24 protein-coding genes and 1 pseudogene are annotated in these 23,149 nt (G+C 61.9%); 5 read left to right on the top strand and 20 right to left on the bottom strand.

From position 1 onward, the window contains the following. The first annotated feature begins 232 nt into the window (after positions 1 to 232). The 3 genes and pseudogenes from ACIQ2A_RS12200 to ACIQ2A_RS12190 all read left to right on the top strand — a co-directional run bounded on the left by ACIQ2A_RS12200 (position 233) and on the right by ACIQ2A_RS12190 (position 2,961). Positions 233 to 439 (top strand): hypothetical protein, encoded by a 207-nt coding sequence (locus ACIQ2A_RS12200; RefSeq protein ID WP_398479347.1) that lies wholly within the window; start codon positions 233 to 235, stop codon positions 437 to 439. An 85-nt stretch (positions 440 to 524) separates the two neighbouring features. Next, on the top strand, positions 525 to 1,604 hold the full coding sequence (locus tag ACIQ2A_RS12195; RefSeq protein WP_398479345.1) for an LLM class flavin-dependent oxidoreductase: 1,080 nt from the start codon (positions 525 to 527) through the stop codon (positions 1,602 to 1,604). Continuing rightward, positions 1,601 to 2,961, top strand: a pseudogene (locus tag ACIQ2A_RS12190) (LLM class flavin-dependent oxidoreductase). The gene ACIQ2A_RS12195 and the pseudogene ACIQ2A_RS12190 overlap by 4 nt, the downstream one beginning before the upstream one ends. A gap of 129 nt (positions 2,962 to 3,090) precedes the next feature. On the opposite strand, the gene ACIQ2A_RS12185 reads toward ACIQ2A_RS12190, so the two are convergent. From ACIQ2A_RS12185 to argE, 5 genes are read right to left on the bottom strand one after another with little or no spacing between them, the layout of a single operon-like run. Further along, complete coding sequence (locus ACIQ2A_RS12185; protein WP_398479343.1) at positions 3,091 to 3,615, bottom strand: carboxymuconolactone decarboxylase family protein; 525 nt, start codon at positions 3,613 to 3,615, stop codon at positions 3,091 to 3,093. Positions 3,616 to 3,630: 15 nt separating this feature from the next. Continuing rightward, positions 3,631 to 4,137, bottom strand: a complete 507-nt coding sequence (locus ACIQ2A_RS12180; protein WP_398479341.1) for a branched-chain amino acid ABC transporter permease — start codon at positions 4,135 to 4,137, stop codon at positions 3,631 to 3,633. Positions 4,138 to 4,182: 45 nt separating this feature from the next. Further along, positions 4,183 to 4,788: a glutathione S-transferase gene (locus ACIQ2A_RS12175; RefSeq protein WP_398479377.1), complete on the bottom strand. Its 606-nt coding sequence runs from the start codon at positions 4,786 to 4,788 to the stop codon at positions 4,183 to 4,185. 8 nt (positions 4,789 to 4,796) lie between these two features. Further along, positions 4,797 to 5,222 carry a heme-binding protein gene (locus ACIQ2A_RS12170; RefSeq protein ID WP_398479339.1) on the bottom strand — a complete coding sequence of 142 codons (426 nt, stop codon included), beginning with the start codon at positions 5,220 to 5,222 and terminating at the stop codon, positions 4,797 to 4,799. Further along, positions 5,209 to 6,405 carry an acetylornithine deacetylase gene (gene argE, locus ACIQ2A_RS12165; RefSeq protein ID WP_398479337.1) on the bottom strand — a complete coding sequence of 399 codons (1,197 nt, stop codon included), beginning with the start codon at positions 6,403 to 6,405 and terminating at the stop codon, positions 5,209 to 5,211. The genes ACIQ2A_RS12170 and argE overlap by 14 nt, the downstream gene beginning before the upstream one ends. Positions 6,406 to 6,443: 38 nt before the next feature. Between argE and ACIQ2A_RS12160 the strand changes: the two genes are divergently transcribed. Further along, entirely contained in the window at positions 6,444 to 7,097 is a 654-nt protein-coding gene (locus ACIQ2A_RS12160; protein WP_398479335.1) for a DUF1028 domain-containing protein, read from the top strand. Positions 7,098 to 7,108: 11 nt separating this feature from the next. On the opposite strand, the gene ACIQ2A_RS12155 is transcribed toward ACIQ2A_RS12160, so the two are convergent. From ACIQ2A_RS12155 to ACIQ2A_RS12125, 7 genes are all read right to left on the bottom strand, one after another. Beyond that, a complete protein-coding gene (locus ACIQ2A_RS12155; protein ID WP_398479333.1) occupies positions 7,109 to 8,257 on the bottom strand; it encodes an ABC transporter ATP-binding protein in 1,149 nt (382 codons plus the stop codon). Continuing rightward, complete coding sequence (locus ACIQ2A_RS12150) at positions 8,241 to 9,056, bottom strand: ABC transporter permease (protein ID WP_398479331.1); 816 nt, start codon at positions 9,054 to 9,056, stop codon at positions 8,241 to 8,243. Before ACIQ2A_RS12150 ends, ACIQ2A_RS12155 begins: the two co-directional genes overlap by 17 nt. Beyond that, positions 9,053 to 9,907, bottom strand: coding sequence for an ABC transporter permease (locus tag ACIQ2A_RS12145; RefSeq protein ID WP_398479328.1), 855 nt, complete (start codon positions 9,905 to 9,907; stop codon positions 9,053 to 9,055). Before ACIQ2A_RS12145 ends, ACIQ2A_RS12150 begins: the two co-directional genes overlap by 4 nt. A 61-nt stretch (positions 9,908 to 9,968) precedes the next feature. Further along, positions 9,969 to 11,006, bottom strand: a complete 1,038-nt coding sequence (locus ACIQ2A_RS12140) for a PotD/PotF family extracellular solute-binding protein (protein WP_398479326.1) — start codon at positions 11,004 to 11,006, stop codon at positions 9,969 to 9,971. Between the two features lie 176 nt (positions 11,007 to 11,182). Then, positions 11,183 to 11,590: a RidA family protein gene (locus tag ACIQ2A_RS12135; RefSeq protein ID WP_398479324.1), complete on the bottom strand. Its 408-nt coding sequence runs from the start codon at positions 11,588 to 11,590 to the stop codon at positions 11,183 to 11,185. Between the two features lie 12 nt (positions 11,591 to 11,602). Next, positions 11,603 to 12,109 carry a flavin reductase family protein gene (locus tag ACIQ2A_RS12130; protein ID WP_398479322.1) on the bottom strand — a complete coding sequence of 169 codons (507 nt, stop codon included), beginning with the start codon at positions 12,107 to 12,109 and terminating at the stop codon, positions 11,603 to 11,605. Then, a complete protein-coding gene (locus ACIQ2A_RS12125) occupies positions 12,106 to 13,560 on the bottom strand; it encodes a 4-hydroxyphenylacetate 3-hydroxylase family protein (protein WP_398479375.1) in 1,455 nt (484 codons plus the stop codon). The genes ACIQ2A_RS12130 and ACIQ2A_RS12125 overlap by 4 nt, the downstream gene beginning before the upstream one ends. Before the next feature lie 90 nt (positions 13,561 to 13,650). Here ACIQ2A_RS12125 and ACIQ2A_RS12120 point away from each other — a divergent pair, with 90 nt between their 5' ends. After that, positions 13,651 to 14,598 (top strand): LysR family transcriptional regulator, encoded by a 948-nt coding sequence (locus ACIQ2A_RS12120; RefSeq protein ID WP_398479320.1) that lies wholly within the window; start codon positions 13,651 to 13,653, stop codon positions 14,596 to 14,598. Here ACIQ2A_RS12120 and ACIQ2A_RS12115 read toward each other — a convergent pair. From ACIQ2A_RS12115 to ACIQ2A_RS12080, 8 genes are all read right to left on the bottom strand, one after another. Then, the gene (locus ACIQ2A_RS12115) at positions 14,566 to 15,495 is read right to left on the bottom strand and encodes a 2-hydroxyacid dehydrogenase (protein ID WP_398479318.1); all 930 of its coding nucleotides are present in this window, start codon (positions 15,493 to 15,495) and stop codon (positions 14,566 to 14,568) included. The genes ACIQ2A_RS12120 and ACIQ2A_RS12115 overlap by 33 nt on opposite strands. Further along, complete coding sequence (locus tag ACIQ2A_RS12110; RefSeq protein WP_398479315.1) at positions 15,492 to 15,947, bottom strand: type II 3-dehydroquinate dehydratase; 456 nt, start codon at positions 15,945 to 15,947, stop codon at positions 15,492 to 15,494. The genes ACIQ2A_RS12115 and ACIQ2A_RS12110 overlap by 4 nt, the downstream gene beginning before the upstream one ends. Positions 15,948 to 16,307: 360 nt before the next feature. Further along, positions 16,308 to 17,093, bottom strand: a complete 786-nt coding sequence (locus ACIQ2A_RS12105) for an SDR family oxidoreductase (RefSeq protein WP_398479313.1) — start codon at positions 17,091 to 17,093, stop codon at positions 16,308 to 16,310. Then, positions 17,093 to 18,025: a dihydrodipicolinate synthase family protein gene (locus ACIQ2A_RS12100; RefSeq protein ID WP_398479311.1), complete on the bottom strand. Its 933-nt coding sequence runs from the start codon at positions 18,023 to 18,025 to the stop codon at positions 17,093 to 17,095. Before ACIQ2A_RS12100 ends, ACIQ2A_RS12105 begins: the two co-directional genes overlap by 1 nt. A 17-nt stretch (positions 18,026 to 18,042) precedes the next feature. After that, positions 18,043 to 19,467: an FAD-binding oxidoreductase gene (locus tag ACIQ2A_RS12095; protein ID WP_398479309.1), complete on the bottom strand. Its 1,425-nt coding sequence runs from the start codon at positions 19,465 to 19,467 to the stop codon at positions 18,043 to 18,045. Positions 19,468 to 19,588: 121 nt separating this feature from the next. Next, a complete protein-coding gene (gene nikE, locus ACIQ2A_RS12090; RefSeq protein WP_398479307.1) occupies positions 19,589 to 21,262 on the bottom strand; it encodes a nickel ABC transporter ATP-binding protein NikE in 1,674 nt (557 codons plus the stop codon). Next, complete coding sequence (locus tag ACIQ2A_RS12085; protein ID WP_398479305.1) at positions 21,262 to 22,110, bottom strand: ABC transporter permease; 849 nt, start codon at positions 22,108 to 22,110, stop codon at positions 21,262 to 21,264. The genes nikE and ACIQ2A_RS12085 overlap by 1 nt, the downstream gene beginning before the upstream one ends. Further along, positions 22,107 to 23,138: an ABC transporter permease gene (locus ACIQ2A_RS12080; RefSeq protein ID WP_398479303.1), complete on the bottom strand. Its 1,032-nt coding sequence runs from the start codon at positions 23,136 to 23,138 to the stop codon at positions 22,107 to 22,109. The genes ACIQ2A_RS12085 and ACIQ2A_RS12080 overlap by 4 nt, the downstream gene beginning before the upstream one ends. Positions 23,139 to 23,149 lie beyond the last annotated feature (11 nt).

The raw sequence follows: 23,149 nt of genomic DNA, 5'->3' as shown, positions 1-23,149 counted from the left end.
TTCATTGACCAGAACGGTAATTCAGGCGACATCTCGCCTGACGACCCAGTGCTTTGAGGCACCCATGACCGCGATCAAAAGGATAGTCGTGAGCGAGTTGCGCAAAAGCGTGACACGCCGCTGCGTGTCCGCGGCCACCGGCGCGTGTTGTTGATCCCAGCCAGACGTCAATCGTTACTCTCGTGACATCGCAATTCTTGAATGGGATCGCTGCTCTGCAGTGAAAAAACACATGCCTCACGCCTATATCATCGAAATCGCCAACCAGACCGCCGGCATCGTCGTCGCCGAGGAGCGTGGTTTCCGCTTCTTTTCGTCGGAGACCGCCTTTGATGCCCTCGAAGGGACGCATTTCGGGTCAGCGCGCGCTGCTGAACGCGCCGCGCGCGCTTTGCTCGACAATGGGCGGATAAGCAATAGCCGCTTGCGCGCCGCCTGAGAAATGACACTGGCGGCGCGCATGACATGCCATGGAACTGCGTGGTATCGTGGCGCGCCGCTAGATAACGACACTGGAGATCACCTTGAGCGCTCAGTCGGAGTTTCTTTGGTACATCCCGAATGACGTCAAGTCTGGCCACCGCGGCGACACCGGCGATGCAAACCATAACAGTCTCGCCACACTCACCGACCAGGCGCAGGCGATCGAACGCAACGGCTGGCGCGGCGCGCTGATCGGCACCGGTTGGGGGCGGCCAGATACTTTCACCGTCGCAGCCGCTTTGGCAGCACGGACGACGGAATTCCAACCTCTGATCGCGATCCGCCCTGGCTATTGGCGCCCGGCGCATTTTGCGTCGGCAGCAGCCACCCTCGATCAGCTCACCGGTGGCCGTGTCCGCGTCAATATCGTATCCGGTAAGGACGACCTCGCTGCTTACGGAGATGAGGAAGCCGACTCCACTCATCGCTACGATCGCACCAAGGAGTTCATGCGGCTCGTGCGCCGCCTCTGGACCGAAGAAAACGTCACTTACGCCGGCGAGCATTTTCGCGTGGCCAACTCAACCGCAGCACCGCGGATTTCAGCGCGCGACGAACGCAGGCACCCCAAGCTGTATTTCGGCGGCGCCTCTGAAGCTGCCGAGCGCGTTGCCGCCACAGAAGCCGATGTTCAACTGTTCTGGGGAGAGCCGCTCGCCGATGTGAAGGAGCGCATCGCAAGGCTCAGGGATCTCAGCCAACGTTTCGATCGCGATCTCGCTCCGCTGGAATTCGGACTGCGCATCACCACGGTGGTGCGCGAGACATCCTCCGAAGCCTGGTCCGTCGCCGAAGCCAAGGTGGCCGCGATGGCCAAGAAGGCCGGTGCCGGCTGGAATGATCACGGCCCGCCCATCGCCGTTGGCCAGCGCCGCTTGCTCGATCTACAAGCTCGTGGCGACGTGCTCGATGACAATCTCTACACGGCGCCCGGAAAATACGGTGCAGCCGGCGCCGGCACGACCTGGCTTGTCGGATCCGCCGAGGAGGTCGCGCGTTCGCTGCGAAAATATCGCGATCTCGGCATCCGAACTTTCATTCTGTCCGATACACCCTATCTTGCGGAAATCGAACGGCAGGGCCGCACGCTTCTCCCTCTTCTCCGCGACGAGACTGCATGACTTCGAAACGAGAACTTCGCTTCAACGCCTTCAATATGACTGCGCCCAGCCACAACTGGGCCGGCCTGTGGTCGCATCCGCGCGATGCATCGACGGGCTACAACACGCTCGATTACTGGACGACCTTTGCGAAAACCGCCGAACGCGGCCTGCTCGATGGCATTTTTATGGCCGATGTGTTCGGCGTCTATGACGTGTTCGGCGACAGCCCGGAAACAGCGATCAAGCACGGCATGCAGATTCCCAATGCGGATCCGACCCTGTTCGTCTCAGCGATGGCGCTGGTGACGAAACATCTCGGTTTCGGCATCACCGCCAATCTGACGCTGGATCACCCCTATCACTTTGCACGCCGCTTCTCGACCATCTGACCCAGGGCCGCATCGGCTGGAACATCGTCACCGGCTATCTCGAAAGCGGCGCGCGTGGCATGGGCTTTGATGCCAACCGCGCGCACGATGATCGCTACGACGTCGCCGAGGATTTCCTCGCCGCCACCTACAAGCTCTGGGAAGGCAGCTGGGCGCAGGATGCAGTCATGCGCGACCGTGCGAGCCGCGTCTTTACCGATCCCACCAAGGTCCGCGCGGTCCATCACAACGGGCCACATTACCGGGTCGATGGCATCCATCTGTCGGAGCCGTCACCGCAACGCACGCCCTTGCTCTATCAGGCCGGCGCTTCGAAGCGCGGGCGCAGCTTTGCCGCCAAACATGCCGAAGCGATCTTCCTCAACGGCCAGACCAAGCCGATGCTGGCCGAGACGGTGAAGGCGATCCGCATGGCGACCAAGGAATTCGGCCGCTCGCCCTATGACATCAAGCTGTTCGCCGGACTGACCGTCATCGTCGCGCCCACGCGTGGCGAAGCGAAGGATCTGCACGCGGAATATGCATCCTATGTGGATCAACGCGGACAGCTCGCGCTGCTGTCTGGCTGGACCGGCATGGATTTTTCCAAGTACGAGCCGGATCAGGCACTGCAATATGTCGAGAGCAACGCGATCCAGTCGATGGTGGAAAATCTCACCAAACGCAGCGACGTGCCGATGAAGGTCGGCGATCTCGCGACACTGAGCCCTGCCGGCGCGCGGGCGCCTTTCGTGGTAGGCTCGCCGCAGGACGTCGCCGACGAGATCGCTGACTGGGCTGACAAAACAGATATCGACGGTTTCAATCTGGTGCGGCTGGTGGCGCCGGAATCGCTGGCGGCTTTTGTCGATCTGGTGGTGCCAGAGCTGCAATCGCGCCGGCTCTACAAGAGCGCGTATCGCGACGGCACGTTGCGGGAAAAGCTGTTCGCCGGTGGCGGCGCGTTGCTACCGACGAGTCATCCGGCGGCGCAGTATCGGCAGTAGCTCTGTCGTCCCCGCGAAGGCGGGGACCCGTAAGCACCGTCCTATCGTCTAAAGGATGGCCTCTCCTTCACAGCCAAATACGCCGACAGCGTGTATGGGTCCCCGCTTTCGCGGGGACGACGGTGTGCCTCAAACGTCCACTTCCACTTGCAACACGTCATTGAAGCGATTGAACGCGCCGCACAGCGCGATGCGCCAGGTCAGCTCCACGATCTGCGGTTCGCTGAAATGCGCGCGGAGGCGCTCGAACATGGCGTCGCGGATGCGGCTCCAGTTCGATGTCACCGCGATGGCATATTCCACGACGAGACGATCGACCTCGTCCAGTTCCGGATGCTTCTCCCAGTCGAGCAGATTGGCGGCGCCGTCCGGCGTGATGCCTTCCACAGCGAGTTTGGGCGAGTGCTGGGCAACACAGAACTCGCATTGATTGACCAGCGAGGTCGCGACAATGCCGAGTTCGAGATAGCGCTTCTTCAGCACGCCCTCGTCGGACAGATCGGTCAGCAGGCGCCACATATGCTCGAAGATCGGCAACCGCTGGGCCATCGCGCCGGCCTGTCCCGCAAATGGGCCATAGCTGACCATGCGGTCCCACAGTGGCTTGAGATGGTCGGGCAGATCGTCGCGACGCTTGAGGGTGACGCGGGCCATGGGAAACTCCTGGGATCAATTGGTCCTGTTTGCGAGCGCCGAACGCGGCTCGCGGCCAAAACCGTCGGGTTTGAAGATCAGTAGACCAACCAGCCCCACTCCGACAAGGAACAGCCGGATCGCGGCGAGTTCCGAGGCGCCGAGGCTGGGCACGAGGTCGATCAGGAAGCGGCTGCCTTCGAGCAGGAAGATCAGCGTTAAGGCCGCGACAAGCACACCGCGATTGCTGCCGCGTCCGCCGCCGACGACAGCCATGAAAGCGTAGGCGGTGATGATCGGGCCGAACTGGGTCGGATCGATATAGGTGTAATAGAACGCGTGCAGGCTGCCGGCGATACCGAGAATGGCGCCGCCCAGCGCAAAGACGCGGACGCGGACCGACAGCACAGACTTGCCGAGGGCTTCCACCACGCCGGGATCGTCGCGCGTGGCGCGCACGAGCCGACCGGCGACACGGCGTCGGTCGTCGAATTTGCAGATCGCCTGCTCCGCAAGCGAGGCGGCCGATCTACAGCGGCTCACTAATGGCGCAGAGCATACGTTTCGTCTCGCGCGACCATGACGTTGCTAATCCGCCGGAACCGTCTGTTGCAGAGATGGCCGCTGCGATGTGATCGCGAACCATTTTGCCAGCGCCGGGCGCGACGATCGCCAGTCATATGACGCGAAGCGGAAGTCGAGATAGCCGAGTGCGCAGGCGATGGTAATGCTGCCGATGGTGATACGGGTGCCGAACACCAAAACGGAGCGCTCCATGTCGTCGAGCGCTGCGGCGACCTTGGTCATCTGACCGTCGATCCATCCCTGCGATCTCATCTCCTCGCTGCGACAGGTGTTCTCATAACGCGCGAGCAGCGCGGCATCGAGGAGGCCATCGCCAAGCGCCTGTTCGGCAAGAACCTGCCAGCGTTCCGGCCCGCGCGGAAACAATGCGCCCTGCCCGAGGTCGTCGAGATACTCGCAGATCACACGGCTGTCGAACAGCAACGTGCCATCGGCGAGCTTGGCAGCCGGTACCTTGGCCAGCGGGTTGAAATTCGCGATCCGTGCATCGCGCTTGAGCGGATGTGCGGCGCTTGGCAGTTTTACGATGTGCTCGGCCATCCCGAGCTCGATCGCACAGACCATGACCTTGCGGACGTAAGGCGATGTCGGGGCATAGAACAGCTCGATCTTGTCGGTCATGGCTTCTGATCCTCGGCGTCGATCGCCGCCAGCGCCGCGCGTGCAACTTCGACGTCCTGCGCGCCGGTTCCAGATCCGACGCCGACCGCACCCACGCACTGACCTGCGATCACGATCGGCAATCCGCCCTCGAGATTGGTGAGCCGGCCACCACCCGCGATGGCCAGCTTGATCTCGTCGGAAGGATTGAGCCGCGACGTCGGTTGCCGGTGCGAAGCAGCGGTGATGGCTTTCGACAACGAGGTCTCCCGCGACAGCATCTTCGCGCCATCCATACGAACGAAAGCCAGCAGATTGCCGCCGTCATCGACGATGGTGATGTTTTGCGGAACACCAAGAGCTTCCGCCTTGGCCACGGCGCCCGCCAGCGCCTTGAGCGCGCCTTCATGTGTCAGTTTCAAAGAGGCTTTAGTCGTCGCCATGGGCTCCTCCGGTCTGCATCCAGTGTTCGCCTGGTCGTCGCAGAAGATCAGCCAGCCGCACCATCATCGCATCCGCTGCTTCGAGCTCGTCGAGACCGATCCATTCGTCAGCCTTGTGGCCTCGCGCCATGTCGCCGGGTCCGCAGACCAGCGTCGGGATCCCGGCTTGCCCATAGAGGCCTGCTTCGGTGCCGAAAGCGACGGTCGTTGCCGGCTGCGGGTCATCGGCGAGCCGGCCAATCAGCAGGGTGGCTGCATGGTCGGCGCGGATATCGTGACCCGGATAGGCAGAGATCTCCTCGGAGACGATATCGGCTTCCGGCGCAGTGGCGCGGAGCCGATCGCGCTCGCGGTCAACCAGTCCATCGATCCGTGCAAGGATGTCGCCAGCACTACGTCCCGGCATGGTCCGGATTTCGTATTCCAGCACCGCGCGCTCCGGCACCAGATTGACGGCGCTGCCGCCATGCAGCGAGCCGACATGGATGGTGGTGAAAGGCGGATCGAAGGCCGTATCACCGCCGCGCGCAATTTCCTCATCGGCGAGACTGCGCAGCGCATATGCGATCGCTGCCGCGGCATCGACGGCATTGGCGGCGCGATGCGGCATCGCCGAATGACCGGTGCGGCCGGTCACCGTGATCCGGCGAGCCACCTTACCTTTGTGCGCGCGGACGACGCGCATGGTCGTGGGCTCGCCGACAATGGCCAGCGCCGGCGGCACCACCGATTGCATCAGAGCACGCACCAGATCCGGCGCGCCGCGGCAGCCGACTTCCTCGTCATAGGAGAAGCACAGATGCACCGGCGCGATCGTCGCAGCCTGCTTCAGCCGTGGCACAGCAGCGAGTACCACGGCGAGAAAGCCCTTCATATCGGTGGCGCCGCGGCCGTAGACGCGCCCATCTCGGATCACGCCGCCGAATGGCGGCACGGTCCAGGTTTGTCCATCTACCGGCACGACATCCGTATGCGCCGACAGCACGATGCCGGGCTTGTCTGCAGGACCGATGGTTGCGAGCAGCGACGCCTTGTTTCCATCGGCCGATGGGACGCGCCGTGATGTCACGCCTGCCGCTGCGAGCGCGCGCTCGATATAAGCGATGATGTCGAGATTCGAATTTGCGCTGATGCTTTCGATGCGGATCAGCTCGCAAAGTATTTGAGCTGCGGTGTCGATCATCTACACTGCCCCCACGTTACGTTTGCAGGAGCATCACGATGACCTATTCCATCTCGGCACGTTGTCCGGAGACCGGCGCGTTCGGCATTGCCATCACGTCGTCCTCGATCGCAGTGCCGGCGCGCTGCGCATGGGTGGGGCCTCTCGGCCTTGTGGTGTCGCAGAATGTCACCGACCCCGCGCTCGGTCCGACGGGTCTCGCGTTGCTGCGCCAGGGCCTCGGCGCGGGCGCTGTGCTTCACAATCTCGCCCTTGGCACGCCGCAGCCGGCATGGCGGCAGGTCGGCGTGATCGATCGCTACGGCCAGGTAGCTTGGCATAGTGGCGAACAGGCGCTGCCCATTATCGGCATCGCGCAAGGCGCCGGCTGTCTTGCGATGGGCAATCTGCTGGTGGACGAGAAAGTGCCGAGCGTGATGCTGGCCAAATTCGAGGCCATGGTCGGACAGCCTCTGGCGGAGCGGCTGATGTCGGCGCTGGAAGCCGGCCTCGATGCCGGCGGTGAAACCGACGACGAACATGCCGCGGGGCTGCATGTGGCCCACATGTTCGACTGGCCGGTCGTCGATCTGCGGGTGGACTGGCATGAGGCGCCGATCGGCGAACTCCGCGCACTGTGGGAGCGCTATCGCCCGCAGCAGAAGGACTATGTCGCGCGCGCGATGAATCCGGGCGCGGCGCCCTCGTTCTAGCCGCACGTGGCTCACGGTGTTGCGTCCGGCGGAAACGCCACGATGTCGTCGGCGCCGATAATCAATCCGATTTCAGCGCCAACGGGACAAGATGACAGCGCCGCGATGCCCGGCACCCGCACCAACACGCGCTCGCGAGCGATGCCTGGCATATCGATATAGAGATCGACATGACCGCCCTGGAACACCTGGGTGACCACGGTGCCCAGCAGCGAACCGGGCGCATCGCGCCGTGTGACGGCGAGATGTTCGGGCCGCACGAACACGTCAATGGTCGCGCCCGTGGATAGCTCTGCGACCGATGCGCACGGCACGCTGGCTTTGATGTCGCCGACTGCAACCAGGGCCATGTCGCCTTGCTTATCGACCAGCTTGCCGCAGAGCACATTGGCATCGCCGACAAAGGACGCGACGAAGCGATCAACCGGGCGGCGATAGATGTCGTCGGGTGCGGCGATCTGGCGAATGCGTCCCGCCGACATCACCGCGATGCGATCCGACATCGACAGCGCTTCGCCCTGATCATGCGTGACGAAAATCGTAGTGACGCCGAGTTCGCGCTGGATCTGCTTGAGCTCGACCTGCATGGAGCCGCGCAGGTTCTTGTCGAGCGCCGAGAATGGTTCGTCCAGCAGCAGCACTTTCGGCCGGAACACCAGCGCGCGTGCGAGTGCCACGCGCTGCTGCTGGCCACCGGAGAGTTGCTTCGGCTTGCGGTCGGCAAAGCCCGTCAGCTTGACCAGCGCCAGCGCCTCATCGACACGGCGTGCGATCTCCTTGTTATCGATACCGCGGGTCCTGAGCCCGTAGGCGATATTCTTCGCTACGCTCATATGCGGAAAAAGGGCGTAATTCTGAAACACGATACCGATCTCGCGCATATGCGCGGGCGTCGCGGTGACCAGCTCGCCATCGATGAAGATCTCACCATTGTCGGCAGTGAGGAATCCAGCGACCAGATTGAGCAGCGTGGTCTTGCCGCAGCCGGACGGGCCAAGCAATGTCATGAACTCGCTCGGGCGAATCTTCAGCCAGGCCTCATGCAGCGCCATGGAGTCGCCAAATCGTTTGGTGACGCCGTCGAGTTGCACCGCGGGACGGATGCGGTCGCTGGCCGCGCCTGGTGTGAATTCGGTCATTGGATCAGTGCGCATCAACATTGAGGACTTTCCCGAGACCCAGGAAGGAATTGGCGATCGTCAGCAATGTAGCGGTGACGACGATGTAGATCACCGACAAGGCCGCAAGCGTGGGATCGGCGAATTCGCGGACATAATTGTACATGGCCACCGGCAGCGTCTGCGTCGCCTGGCTGGAGACGAACAGCGTTGCCGTAAACTCGTTGAAGGACAGGATCGCTGCAAAAAGCCACCCGCTGAGGAGGCCGGGGATCAGCAGCGGGATCGTGACGGTGAACATGATGCGCAACGGTGTGGCACCGAGGCTGGAGGCAGCGAGTTCGAGCCGCGTGTCGAGATTTTCCAGCGAAATGTAGGTACTGCGCATCACGAAGGGCAACACCATCACCACATGCGCGAAGATCACCAGCGGAAAGCCGCGGCTGACGCCGGTCTGCGAGGCAAGAATCAGCATGCCGAGACCGATCGTGTAGTGCGGTATGATCAGCGGTGACAGCAGAATGCCTTCGAGCAGATCGCGCAACGCGAATTTGTAACGATGGATGGCGAAGGCAAAGGCTGATCCCACCACAACGGCGATGCTCGATGCCCAGATTGTCACCGTCAACCCGTTCCAGAACCCCTTTGCGAAATCGCTGTAGGAGAAAGCGCGATAGAACCAGCGCAGCGACCACGCCTGCGGCGGGAATTGCAGGATCGCGCGATCGTTGAAGGCCGAAATTGCCACCACGGCGCCAGGCAAAAGCACGAATAGAAGAATGGTGGCAACGAGAGCGTGGCCTGACCAGCGCAATGCGCGTATGGCGGGTGACCGCTTCATGACAGGCTCGCCATGCGTTCGAGCGGCTTGGCGCTTTGCTTCAGCAGCGCGATGACGGCAAGTGATAGCGCGAGGCCGATGATGGACAGGCTCGCGGCAAAGGGAAAATTGAACGACGAGAAGCCGAGCTGGTAGATCAGCGTCGATACCGTAGCCACGCGCCCGCCGCCAATCAGCTGCGGCGTGGCAAATGCGCTGAATGTCCAGGCAAAAGCTGTCGAGAAGCCGGCGACGATGCCGGGCATCGATAGCGGTAGGGTGATGGTCATGAAGACGCGGATCGGGCCGGCGCCAAGGCTTTCGGCCGCCTTCTCGTAATTGCGATCGATATGCGACAGTGCCGCGGCCAGCATGATCACCATGATCGGCATGGTGACATGCACCAGCGCCACGATCACGCCGCCGGTGGTGAACATCATTTGCAGCGGCCGCTCGATGAGGCCGGTCTTGAGCAGCAGCGTATTGAGGAAGCCGTTATTGCCAAGCACGATCATCCAGGAATAGGTGCGCACGACCTCGCCAAGGAACAGCGGGGTCACCGACACGATCAGGATGAAGGAGCGCAACGCGGAGCTGGTGGTCCGCGTCAGCGCATAGGCCAGTGGATAGGCCAGCAGCAGCGTGAACACGGCGGTCTCGAAACAGATCAGTACCGTGTTCCAGAATGCCAATGCATAGAGCGGACGCAGCATGGCCACGAAATTCGCCCAGGTGAATCCGCCAACCTCAAGCGAGCCCGGCACATGGGCGCGGACACTGTACTGGAAAACGGCCAGCATCGCCGCAATCAGCCCGATGGCAACAAGCCCGGCTGGCGAAACGAACCATCCCAGAAACGGTCGTGTGTTCATGGACAAACTCGGGCGGAAAGAGATGCGATCCGGCGCGAGCCGCCGGATCGCAGGACTGATCTTACGGAGCCATAATGTTTTCAGTGAACCACTTCCGCCAGGTCGCGGTCTTTTCCGCGCGCAGTTTGGCGTCGATCACGAGGCTCTGCTTCGCCCACTGGTCCGCAGTCGTGAAAACGCCGGGCAGAGCTGCGATCTCGGGCTTCACCTTGGCATTATCCACGACCGGACTGCCTTTCTTGAGCTCGGCGATCTTCGCCTGCACGTCGGGATCGAGCGCCGTGTTGATGAACTTGTAGGCCAGCTCCGCTTTGGTCGTACCCTTGGTGATGCCCATGGTGTCGACACCGAGCACGGCGCCTTCCTTCGGGATCGCCAGCTTGATCGGAACGCCCTGGGCCTGCATGTAATAGGCATTCATGGACAGAACGACCTGTACCGGCGTTTCGCCAGTGGCGAAGAGCTGCTGGCTGTTGGCGTCATTGGTGTAGAACGCCTTGTAGTTCGTCTTGAGCGCCTTCATCTTGGCTTCGCCGACTTCCCAGTTCGATGCATCGCCGCCGGAGAGTTTCGCGGCGACCACCATCACATGGCTCGGATCGAAATCCGGCGACGCGATCATGCCCTTGAGCGCCGGATTCCACAGGCCTTCCCAGCTGTCGAAGCTGACGCCCTTTGGCAGGCGGTCAGGCAGATAGCCGATCGTGTAGACATAGGCCCAGGAGCCGATGTGATACGGGCTGATCTTGGCCTGCTCGACCAGATGGCTGGCATTCGGAATCTTCGCCATGTCGAGTTTCTCGAACAGATTGTCATTGGCATAGAGCCAGCCGACATGCGCGGTCGTGAAGGTCACGTCGCTCTCCGGCTTGGCCGCCGCGAGCTTGGCCTGGTTGAGACGGTCGATCGTGCCGCCGGTGATGTATTCGACCTTCACACCGGTATCGGCCGTGAACTTCTTGGCGATCGCCTCGTCGATCAAATCGCGAAAACTTCCACCCCAGGTGCTGACAACCAGCTTCTCCTGGGCGGAGGCCTGGCCACCGACCGCGAGGGTCGACAGCAACATCAGTGCAGTGAACTTCAAAGCGCGCTTCATCTCGAAACCCCACATGAGTTATGACAACGAACTAAAAGCAAACATCGTGCCAGGCGATTGATAAACCTCAAGAATTTCAATTCAGCGGGCGCACAGGACTACGCTCCTCGATCTCGCGAAAGACGAAGCTGCAAACGTCCGATCGATGCTGGTCGAGCCGGCGTGAACGCGTATCGCTAGGCCGGAATTTCCGCGATGATGTCGATTTCCATCATGTATTCGGGCTTGGCGAGCCCTTGCACGATGATGCCGGTCGATACCGGGTAGACGCCTTTCAGCCACTTGCCGACAACGCGATAGACAGGCTCGCGATAGGCGCGATCAGTGATATAGATCACGATCTTCACGACATCTTCGAGCTTCGATCCTGCCTCTTCTAGCAGCACTTTGGCGCATGCCATGGCATTTTCCGTCTGTGCCGCGGCATCGCCAATGCCAACGATCTTGCCATCGAGATCCATTGCGGTCTGTCCGCGCACATAGACCGTGTTGTTGGCGCGCACCACCATACAGACGTCATTGTCGAGCGACTGCTCGGGATAGGCTTCTTTGGTGTTGAACTTGCGGAAACGCTGATGGGTCATGAACTAAAATCCTCAAGCGGCAGCGAGACGACGAAACATACGATCGAAGAAAATCAGAGGCTGCGCGGTCTGCTTGCGCACATTCAGGACCTCGCCGGTGATGATGCGATGCGAGCCGAAATCAAACACGCTGGCAACGCGGCAATCGAAATTGCACAAGGCCCCATCGAGCGCTGGTGCGCCGGTGAGCATGTCCGACCATTCGCCCGCGAGAAAGCGATTGTCGCGCAGTTCGGGGATCAGGCCGGCAAAACTGCTGGCGACGCGCTCCTGCACATCGGACAGGACATTCGCCACGAACACGCCGTTCGCGAGCAGCTTTTCGAGACCGCCATTGTCACGATGAACGCTGAACACCACCGAGGGCGGCTCCATCGACAGCGAGCACAGCGATGATACCGTGACGCCCGCACGCCCGGCCTCGCCATCCGTTGTCACCACCGCCACGCCCGATGCGGTGGTTCGCATCGCGTCGCGAAAGTCTTCCACGGCGACGACGTCGTGAGATGCGGCGCTCACGACTGCTTGCCGTCGATGCGATCCGACAGACCGGCGGACTTCTTGACGAAATCCAGCGGGCCGGAAAAGTCGAAATTGTTGTAGACGGCGGCCAGATGATTGAAGTGCGGGGCTTGCGCAAATTGCACGAAGGTCAGGCGATGGCCGGCATAATCGGAATTCAGCAGGTCCCGCGCGAATGCCAGGAGCTTGCGACGATCGTCCGCCTGCCATTCGTCGTTGAGCGAATAGAACTTGTTGAGCCACTTGCCACTGCCTTCGGCCTCGAATGCATTGGCATTCGGGGTGATGCAGATCTGGCCGCCGCAGAGTTCGCGGGCGATGTGCATCATCGCCGGCAATTGCGAACAGGCAAACACACGACCGGCATAGAGCATTGACTGCTGCGGCATCAGGAGGCCACCCGAACTCTTCTCGGCCATGGCGATCGACGCGGTGAGATGCGCGTTGATACCTTCGCGGTAGCAAACCAGATCCGCGAGCTTTTCCTTCACCGACTGCAGCTTGTCGAGGCCGGTCTGCTTGGCATTCCACATCGCCGCGCCGATCATCATGTCGGCGGTGTAGAGCAGACGCAGCACATAGGGGAACGCCGAATAGCGATGCAACGTCGAGCGCACGAACTGCGCCGCGCGGGTGTGGCGATAGAAGAACACGTCCTCCCACGGAATCAGCACGTCGTCGAACACCACAAGCGCTTCAACTTCGTCAAAGCGGTTGGCCAGCGGATAGTCCTTCGAGCTGTTGCGGCCGGCAAAACCGCCGCGGCAGATATGCTTGACCCCTGGCGCGCCCATCTTGACGATACAGCCGACCGCATAATCCGATAGTTTCTCGTTCGCCCAGGCGCCGACCGTCGGCTTCAGATAGGCCTGATCGGCATAGGCGGCGGCGGTCTCATATTTCGCGCCACGAATGATGATGCCGGCATCCGTTTCGCGGGTGACATGGACCATCAGGTCGGGATCCTGCTGCTGCGGCGGCAGCGACCGATCACCCTTCGGATCGGTGTTGGCCGAGACGTGAAAAATGTCCTTCTCGATCACCGCGCGGATGTGGTGATCGATATTGGCAGCGAATCGCGGATCGATCTCGGCCAACACGTCGCGGCCATCGGTCAGCGACCACATTTCGCCAATGGTCTCGTCGCCGACGCGGGTGACGACGCCGCCAATGTCTTTCATCACATGGTCGACGGCCTTGATCTTGTCGTGCCAGTCCTTCTGCTCTGTCGGCGGCTTGTAGAAGATCGAATGCGTTTCGTTGTTCTCAACATAAGTGAGATCGGCGGCGTAGCGATCTTCACGCGCCATGTCGTACATGCGGGCCTTAATATCGATGATCGGCTTCAGCGCGGGATGCGTGGTCACGTCCTTGACGCGCTCTCCATCGACCCAGACCTCGCGGCCATCGCGAATGCCCTCTTTGTACTGCTCGCCCGTGCGGATCATCATCGGCTCCTCGTTCACCTGAAGAGACGTTGACGTAAGTCACATCATAAGGGAAATATGATTATCTTTGGAGATGCATAGGAAAACGCAATGAAATTCTCGCTCCGTGCGCTGCGCTATGTGGTGGAGACGGCTGACGCCGGCAGCGTGACGGAGGCGGCCAAGCGGCTCAATGTGTCGCAGCCCTCGATCTCGGCGGCGCTCAGCCAGATGGAAGCCGAACTCGGCATCCAGATCTTTGTCCGCCATTTGGCCAAGGGCGTAACTCTGTCACCGGCGGGCCAAAGGCTCGTCAATGACGCGCGGTTGCTCCTCAACCATGCGCGGGATTTTGCCCAGAGTGCTCAGTCACTTGGCAGTGCCTTACAGGGCGAGATCGTGGTGGGGTGCTTCCTCACACTGGCGACGCGCTTCATGCCTGGCCTGCTGTCTGGCTTTCGCAACAGCCAGCCCGGCATCTCGGTGAAGTTGGAAGACGGCAACCAGCAGGAGATCATCGACGGCCTGATCGCAGGGCGAACCGAACTGGCGTTGTCTTACTCATTTGCCCTGCCCGACGAGATCGTTGGCGAGAAACTATGTGAGCTGCCACCCTTCATCATGCTATCCGCGGACCATCCGCTCGCGAACCGCGCCTCCATTAGCCTGACCGAGCTGCGCGACGAGCCCTTCATCCTGCTCGACCTGCCGCATTCGCGGGATTACTTCGCCGGTCTGTTTGCCACAGCTGGCATCGAGCCCCGCATCGCATTCCGCAGCCGCTCGACGGAACTGATCCGCGGACTGATCGGACATGGACAAGGCTATTCGATCCACAATGCCGTGCCGCGGACCACGGTCGGCTATGACGGCAGCCGCATCGCTGTGGTGCCGATTACCGAAAAGCTGCCGGCAACGAATGTCATGGCGCTGCGCCTGAAACGCCACGATTTACGCCCGGCGGTCCAGACATTCGCCGATTACGCCCGGGACGCCTTTGCGGTCGGCGGCCAGTTCGCGCCGGGGTCAATAGCCCCGCCGCGGGTCGATCCGGCTTAACAACTCCTGCCCGGCCCCGAGCCGCCGGACATTCTCGCCGATCTGCCGCGCCGCTGATCCCGGCAGCGCCACGGATGCGAGATGCGGCGTGATCAACACATTGTCCATCGCCCAGAGCGGGCTTTCGGGCGACAGCGGCTCGGCTGCAAACACGTCCAGTGTTGCCTCCGCGATGTGACCCGAGCGCAGCGCCGCGATCAGCGCGCGCTCATCGACGATGCTGCCCCGTGACACGTTGATGAAGACCGCGCTGGGTTTCATCTGTGCGAGGCGCTCGACATCAAGCAGCCCACAAGTTTGTGGCGTCTGCGGCAGCATGCAGACAAGTATGTCACTAGCGCCAAGGATATCCGGCAATGCAGCCAGCCCGGCAGATGCCTCGATGCCCTCCACCAACTTCAGCGTATTGGACCAGCCACGCACGCGATAACCTTGCCGCGCGCATTCGCGCGCTGCGGTCAGCCCGAGTTCGCCGAGGCCAAGGATGCCGACCGTGATTGTCTCGGGATCGCGCGGATGAATATAGTGCCAGCGATGCGCTCGTTGGGCACGCTCGAAAGTCGGGATGTCACGTGCATGGCGCGTCACGGCGAACAGCACATAGCCGGCCATCATCCGCGCCATCTTGGGATCGGACAGGCGCGTGATCGGCACGTCCGGCAGATCGTCACGCCCCACCAGCGCATCAACGCCAGCGCCGAGATTTACGACTAAGCCAAGATTGGGATAGCGCGCAAAAAAGCCATGCGGTGGCTTCCACACCAGCGCGTGCCGGACGCTCCCGGGATCCACGATATCGTCGGCCTGGCGAAGATCGATCCCTTCCGCGCTCAGGGCCTCACGCCACGTCTCGAAGTCATCGAAGGCGCTGTAGAACGCCATCACCTCGGACGTCATTGCGCAGCCTTCTCGGCGATCAGGCGCGACACCGCTGTTAGCGCCAGCTCGTAGCCGAGTGCGCCGAGGCCTGCGATGACGCCCGTTGCGGCGCGCGACACATAGGAATGATGGCGGAACGGCTCGCGCTTCCAGATATTGCTCATATGCGCTTCGATGATCGGCCCATCGAAAGCCAACAATGCATCGAGAATGGGGACCGACGAATAGGTCAAGCCTGCCGCGTTGATCACGATCCCGTCCGCTTTCTCGCGCGCCTCCTGGATCCAGTCCACCAGAATGCCCTCATGATTGGACTGCCGGAAGTCGACGCTCACCCCAAGCGACGCAGCGTGGTCTTCACAGCGCTTCTTGATAGAGACGAAACTCTCGCGGCCATACGTGCCGCTCTTGTCGAGCCCGTAGAGATTGGCATTGGGCCCGTTCAGGAAATAGACGGTGGCAGAGGTCATAGCCGCACTTTCATAGCTGTCCGCAGAAAAATCAGGCAACTCATGGCGAAGCATGATGCAGCCGCTTGCGGGCGAAAGCTTAGAGAGCGATGCGCCTCAGCAGAAATCAAAAGAAACTATGCGCTTCGACGGATTTCGGTATGAGAACGCCTGGCGTGTCTTAGGCGCTAGATTACACAACCTAATGCATCGGGGCGTGCCTGACCGACTCTTTGATCTCGCGCCAGATCCGCGCGCACAAGCCCCCGACGTGATGGATCAGAACATTCTTCAAATCCTGCCCTCGCTGCCTGCTTTACCTGGCCTGAACGCAGCAAGAGTCGTGCCATCCCAGCGCAGGCGTCTTGCGCGAGATTCATCCTAGACGCTACGGATCAGGCCGCCATCCACGCGGATCATGGCGCCGGTGACGTAGGACGCGCGTTCGCTGGCCAGAAAAGCAACCATGTCGGCGAATTCTTGCGGGCGGCCGTAGCGCCCCGCTGGAATAGTCGCCATCGACGCTTTGGCAACGGCATCGATGCTGCTGCCGGCACGGTCCGCCGCCGCTTTGTCGATCTGATCGACACGTTCGGTATGGATGCGGCCAGGCAACGCCATATTGACGGTGATGCCCTGAGCCGCCACTTCCGTCGCCAACGTCTTCGACCAGCCCGCAACCGCAGCTCGGATGCCATTGGAGAGCGCCAATCGCGGGATCGGCTGCTCGATGCCCGTCGATCCGATGGTGATGATACGTCCCCAGCCGCGTTGCTGCATGGCCGGCAACAGGCGTTGCACCAGATGGAAGAGGTTCGCGGCCATGGCCTCGAACTGGCGCAACCAATCGTCACGCGTGGCGTCCCCGGCCTCGCGCTGCGGTGGACCGCCGGAGTTTGCAATCACGATATCAACGCCGGATGTCTCCAGGAGATGATCGACAAGCGTATCGACCGTGGCGAGGTCGCCGACATCCACATGCATGGAGGTTACCCTCTCCTGCTGTTCGGCAGGCAGGGCGGCTGCCCAGGCAGCAATGTCGGCTGCACGGCGTGCGGCGCCGACGACATGCGCACCTTCCTGTACCAGGGTCTGCGCCACGGCAGCACCGAGGCCGCGGCTCGCGCCAAGCACAAGCGCCGTCTTGCCACTCAGTCCAAGATCCATCAGCCGAGCTCCTTCAAGCGGTGCGTCTGACGTGACATCAACCGCTCAACGTCGGTGATGTCGGCGGCCGATAGTGGTGCGCCCGGCTTCCGCAGTGTCGCGGATGCGATCACCCCCCGCTTGGCCAGAATATATTTCCTGATCGCAAGACCCGGCCCCGGCTGTTGCTCATAACGGGCGAGCGGTAGATAGGCATCGAACAGATCATGCGCGCGCTCGACGTCGCCGGCCGCATGGGCGCGCCAGACATCGACCATCATCTCCGGATAGGCAAAGCCCGTCATCGCGCCGTCGGCGCCGCGGGTCAGTTCCTCCGGCAGAAACACGCCACCATTGCCGACAAGGATCGAGATACGCCGTGCGGTGCCATTGTCGCTGGCGGCGCGGATTGCTGCGAGCTTGGCGAGCCCCGGCCAATCCTCATGCTTGAGCATGACCATGTTGGGCAGACGCGCGACGATCTTCAAGATCACCGCCGGCGCGATCTGGACGCCTGTCGATTGCGGGAAGTCCTGCAGCACCAATGGCGTCCCGATTCCGATCGCTTCGGCGACCATGTCGTAGTAGACGACGATCTGGTCGTCCGTGCGCAGGCCAGCCGGCGGCGCCACCATCACGCCGGCAGCTCCGTCGTCCATCACGGCTTTAGTCAACTCGCCCATGGCAGCGAGGCCCGGCCCAGAGACGCCCACGACGATCGGCACGCGCCCCGCCGTCCGCGCCAGCACCCGGCGGACGAGAATACGGGACTCGTCAGCCGTGAGCTTGGGCGCCTCGCCCATCATGCCGAGCAGCGTCAGGCCGGTCGCGCCCTTTTCCAGATAGAAATCGACCATACGATCGGCGCTCTCGAGATCGAGGGCACCATTCTCCATGAATGGCGTGACGGCGATGACATAGACACCGCGCGCAGCCTCATTCAACAATGTCATCTGATATTCCTGATCATTCACATCGGCAGCAGCTTGCCCGGATTCATCAGCCCGTCCGGATCGAGCAACCGCTTCAGCGCCTGCATCAGCTCCAGCTCGAGCGGTGCCTTGCAGACTGCCATCTCGCCGACGCGCAGCTGACCGATCCCATGCTCGGCGCTGATCGAGCCGTGCCGCCGGCTGGTCTGGTCGTGCACGATCCGCGTCAGCAAACCGCCTTGGGCGACGAACGCCTCTTCACTCATGGCGAGCGGGCGCATCAGATTATAGTGCAGATTGCCGTCACCGAGATGACCGAACACCATCGGCCGTATACCGGGCAATGCTTCCGCGACCGCCAGATCGGCGGCGGCGACAAAATCCGCGATCTCCGCCACCGGCACCGAAATATCATGCTTGATCGCTTTGCCTTCGCGCACGAGCGCCTGTGATACGCTCTCGCGCAGTCGCCAGATCGACTTTGCCTGCGCGTTGTCCTGAGCGACGACTGCGTCCGTGACCAGAGCGTCGTCCATTGCCGCACCAAGCGCGCGTTCCAGTCTTGCAGACAGCGCCATCTCGTCATCGATATCGCTGAGCTCGATCAGGACGCCCGCGGCCGGTATCTTACCGAGTGGCACGCGGACATCATCGATCTGCCGCTGGATCATCGCCAGCGTCTCGCCGGTCAGGAATTCAAACGCCGTAAGGCGATCGCCGCAATGCTTCCGAACTACGCCCAGCAGACGCAATGCTGCGCCCACATCGGCCACCGCAACAAATGCCGTGGCACGGGCCGTCGGCTGCGGAAACAGCTTGAGCACGGCGCCGGTGATAATTCCGAGCGTCCCCTCCGATCCGATGAAGAGATCACGCAACGCATAGCCCGTATTGTCCTTGCGCAGCGCCTTCATTCCATTCCAGATCCGGCCGTCTGGCAGAACCACTTCGAGACCAAGCGTCAGCTCGCGCATCACGCCATATCGCAAAACCGCCACACCGCCAGCATTGGCAGCGAGATTACCACCGATGGTACAACTGCCTTCGGCACCGAGACTGAGCGGGAAAAAAAAGCCGGCTTCCTGTGCGGCGTTCTGGACATTGGCAAGTATGACGCCGGCATCGACTGCCATGGTCTGCCCGATGGGATCCAGCGCACGGATCCGGTTCATGCGAACCAACGACAGAACCACTGCGCAGCCAGACATGTCCGGCGTCGCGCCGCCGGACAGGCTGGTATGGCCTCCCTGCGGAACAACAGGCACATATGCAGCGGCGCAAGCCACCATCACATCGGCGACCTCCTGCGTCGTCCCTGGGCGCACCACCGCAACGGCAGTGCCACGATATTTCCCCAGCCAGTCCGAAAGAAACGGCGCCTGATCCTGTGGATCAGTCAGAATGTTTGCGGTGCCGACGATCTCTTTGAGCCTGTCGATCAGCCCGCTGCCTGTACTCACCATTACTTTCCCATGCCCGGTCGTTCACGTCGAACAGAACCCTAATCCCGAACCATCCATACGGATAATACCAAATTATCCGACGCCTATAATCATGCGTTATGCCCATCGCCACCGCACAACTTCATGCCTTCAGGAGCTCTTGCGGGGCCTCGATATGCGGCACGGCCGCGACCAGTTCGCGCGTATAGTCCGTCTGCGGATTGGTGAACAATGCATGGCTCTCGCCCTGCTCGACGATCGCGCCATTGCGCAACACGATGGTGCGTTGGCACATCATGCGGACAACGTTGAGGTCGTGGCTGACAAACAGAAAAGCGAGATTGTCTTCGCGCCGCAGCCGGTCGAGCAGTTGCAGTACCACTGCCTGCACCGAAACGTCGAGTGCTGCGGTCGGCTCGTCCAGCACCAGCAGCTTCGGTCGACAAGCGATCGCGCGTGCAATGCCGATCCGTGCCTTCTGGCCACCCGACAACTGATGCGGAAAGCGCTGCAGCAGTTCGGCTGGCAAGCCGACACGATAGGCGCATTCGCCGACGCGCTGCCGTAGTTCTGCGCCATTGCGCATGCCGAGCAACCGGATCAGCGGATGCGCGATGCAGTCGAAGGCCGTGTAGCGCGGATTGAGGCTGTCGTTCGGATCCTGGAAGACGATCTGGATCTCGCGGCGCTGAGGCGCGGAATGGAAGTCGCGCGCAGAAATCCGGCTGATGGATTCGCCGTTGAAATTGATCGTCCCTTCGCTCTGATCGAGCAGACGGCAGATCATGCGCGATGTCGTGCTCTTTCCGGATCCAGATTCACCAACCAGCCCGACGCTCTCGCCAGGCGTGATGGCCATCGAGAAATCCGCGACCCCGACGGTACCGTCATCGAAGCGCTTCACCAGCTTGACGACCTCGAGCAATGGCGGCGTGCCAGCGGGTGATCTGATCTGCGGCGGGACTTGAACCGTCGGCGTCGCGAGCCGGTCATCGTCGGCGACGAGGTCCTCGACCCGTGAACTCGCGGTCGGCGATGCGGCCACCAGACGCTTCGTATAGGGATGCTGCGGCGCATGAAACAGAGCGAGCGCATCGGCCTGCTCGACAAGCTTGCCCTTCTCCATCACCACCACGCGGCGGCAGTAACGCGCAGCGAGGCCGAGATCATGCGTGATCAGGATTATCGCCATGCCCCGCTCCGCAGCAATGCTGGCGAGCAGGTCCATCACCACTTTCTGCGTGGTGACGTCGAGGCCGGTCGTCGGTTCGTCGGCGATCAGCAGCGCCGGGTTACTCGAGATTGCCATTGCGATCATCACGCGCTGGCACATGCCGCCCGAAAGTTCATGCGGATAAGCGGCCATCCGCCTTTCGGGATCCCGGATCTTGACAGCCTTGAGCAGTTCGAGCGCCTGCTCGCGCGCCTGGCTCGCCGGGATCCTGCGCTGCGCGAGAATGGCATCGGCGATTTGTTGGCCGATGGCACGGATCGGATTCAGCGCACCGCGCGGGTTCTGGAAGATCATGGCCATTGCGGCGCCATGCATCTCGCGCAGGCCAGAGGCGGTCAGCCGGGTAATGTCGCGATCCCGGAACGTGATCCGCCCTTGCGCAATCCGGCCGGACCGTTCCAGCAGACGCGTGATCGCAAAGCCTGTCACAGACTTGCCTGATCCGCTTTCGCCGACAATGCCCAGGGTCTCACCTTCGGCGAGCGACAGCGAAATGCCCCTCACCGCCTCGACCGGTCCGTGACGGGTGGAAAAGGTCACACTGAGATTGTCGATCTCCAGCAGCGGCTTGTTCGTCATCATCAGGTACGCTGTCTCGGATCGAGGATATCCCGCAACCCGTCACCGAGCAGGTTGAAGCAGAGCACAGCCAGCATCAGCGCCAGGCCGGGATAAGCGACGAGCCACCATTTGCCGGTGGAAATGAAACGGGCGCCTTCAGCGACCATGATACCCCATTCCGGGGTCGGCGGTTTAACACCGAGGCCGATGAACGACAGCCCGGCCGCGTTGATGATCGCCCAGCCGAGATTGAGCGACATCTGTACCACCATGGCAGGCAGCACATTGGGCAGAAGGAAGCGCAGGACAACGGAGACGTGACTGTCACCACAGGCACGCGCGGCTTCCACCCAGCCAAGGTTACGTCGAACATTCACCTCCGCACGAGCGAAGCGAACGTAGAACGGCAAGTTGATGATCGCGGTCGCGATCACGATATTCTCGACCCGATTGCCGAGCGCAGCGACCATGGCCATGGCCAGCACGAAGAGCGGGAATGCCATCAGCACGTCGACGAAGCGTCCGACGAAGCGGTCGAGCCGGCCGCCGATATAGCCGCACAGCGCGCCGACAACGGCACCAATCGCAAAAGAGATGCCGACGGCCGACACCGCGATCGCGAGATCGAGCTGCGCAGCCACGATGATCCGGCTGAAGACGTCACGCCCAAGCTGGTCCGTGCCGGCCCAATGCGCGGCACTGGGTGGCATCAAGGCGTTCTGGACGTTTGACGCGATGGGATCATAGGGCACGATCCACGGCCCGAAGATGCCGACGAAGATCAGCACAGCCGCGCCGAAGGCAGCGATGCCGGTGACCGGGTTGCCGCGCAGGATGAAGGCGGCGTGCTGGAGGGTGGCACTGCTCATCCGATCGAAATCCTGGGGTCTGCGATGCCGTAGAGCACGTCAACGACGAGATTGACGATGACGAAAACCGAGGCCATCAGCAGCACGAAGCCCTGCACCGGCGCATAGTCCGACGACAGCAGCGCATCGAGGGCATAGGACGCGACGCCCGGCCACGAAAACACTTTCTCCACCAGCACATTGGCACCGAGCATGGTCGAGAACACGATGCCGGCGATGGTGATGACGGGCAGGATGGCATTGCGCAGCGCATAGGTGACGATGATGCGCCACCACGACAGGCCGACCGAGCGCGCCGTGCGTACGAAATCGCTGCCCAGCGAGGCCAGCATCGAGGCGCGCGTGATCCGCGCCAACGGGGCGATGACGAAGAGTGCCATGGTGCAGGCTGGCAGGATCAACTGCTTGAATGCTGCCCACCAGCCGCTCCAGTCTCCAGCGATTGCGAAATCGATCAGCAGGAAACTCGAATGCGCGGGCGGCAGGCTCGTGAAGATATCGACGCGCCCGGTGGGATCCGGAGATACACCGAGAAGGTAGTAGAAAATGTAGATCAGCAGCAGGCCGGAGACAAAGGTTGGCACGCAAACCCCGAGCGCGCAGAACAGCCGGACACCATGATCAATCAACGATCCCGGTCGCAACGCCGCGATCACGCCAAGCGGGATGGCAAAGATCAACGCAAGGAGCAGCGCGGAGAATGTGAGTTCGAGCGAGGCCGGCAGGCGCTCGCGCAGGTCCTTGGTGACAGCCTGCCCCGTCATCAGCGAACGGCCGAGATTGCCGCGACCGACATCATAGAGATATAGCACGAGCTGGGTCGGTACCGGTTTATCGAGCCCCATCTGCTTGCGGATGGTCTCGATCTCCTCCTTGCCCGAATTGGGGCCGGACGCGAAGAAGACTGCGGGATCGCCCGGCAACACCCGCATCAGCAGGAAGGTCAGAACAAGCACGCCAAACAGCGCGGGCAGCGACGACGCAAAGCGCATGATCGCGCGTCTTGCTGTCGAGACCAGCAGCATCATGTCAGACACCC

This window comes from Tardiphaga sp. (assembly GCF_044336785.1).
Classification (GTDB): Bacteria; Pseudomonadota; Alphaproteobacteria; order Rhizobiales; family Xanthobacteraceae; genus Tardiphaga.
This window is presented reverse-complemented; position numbering and strand designations above follow the sequence as displayed.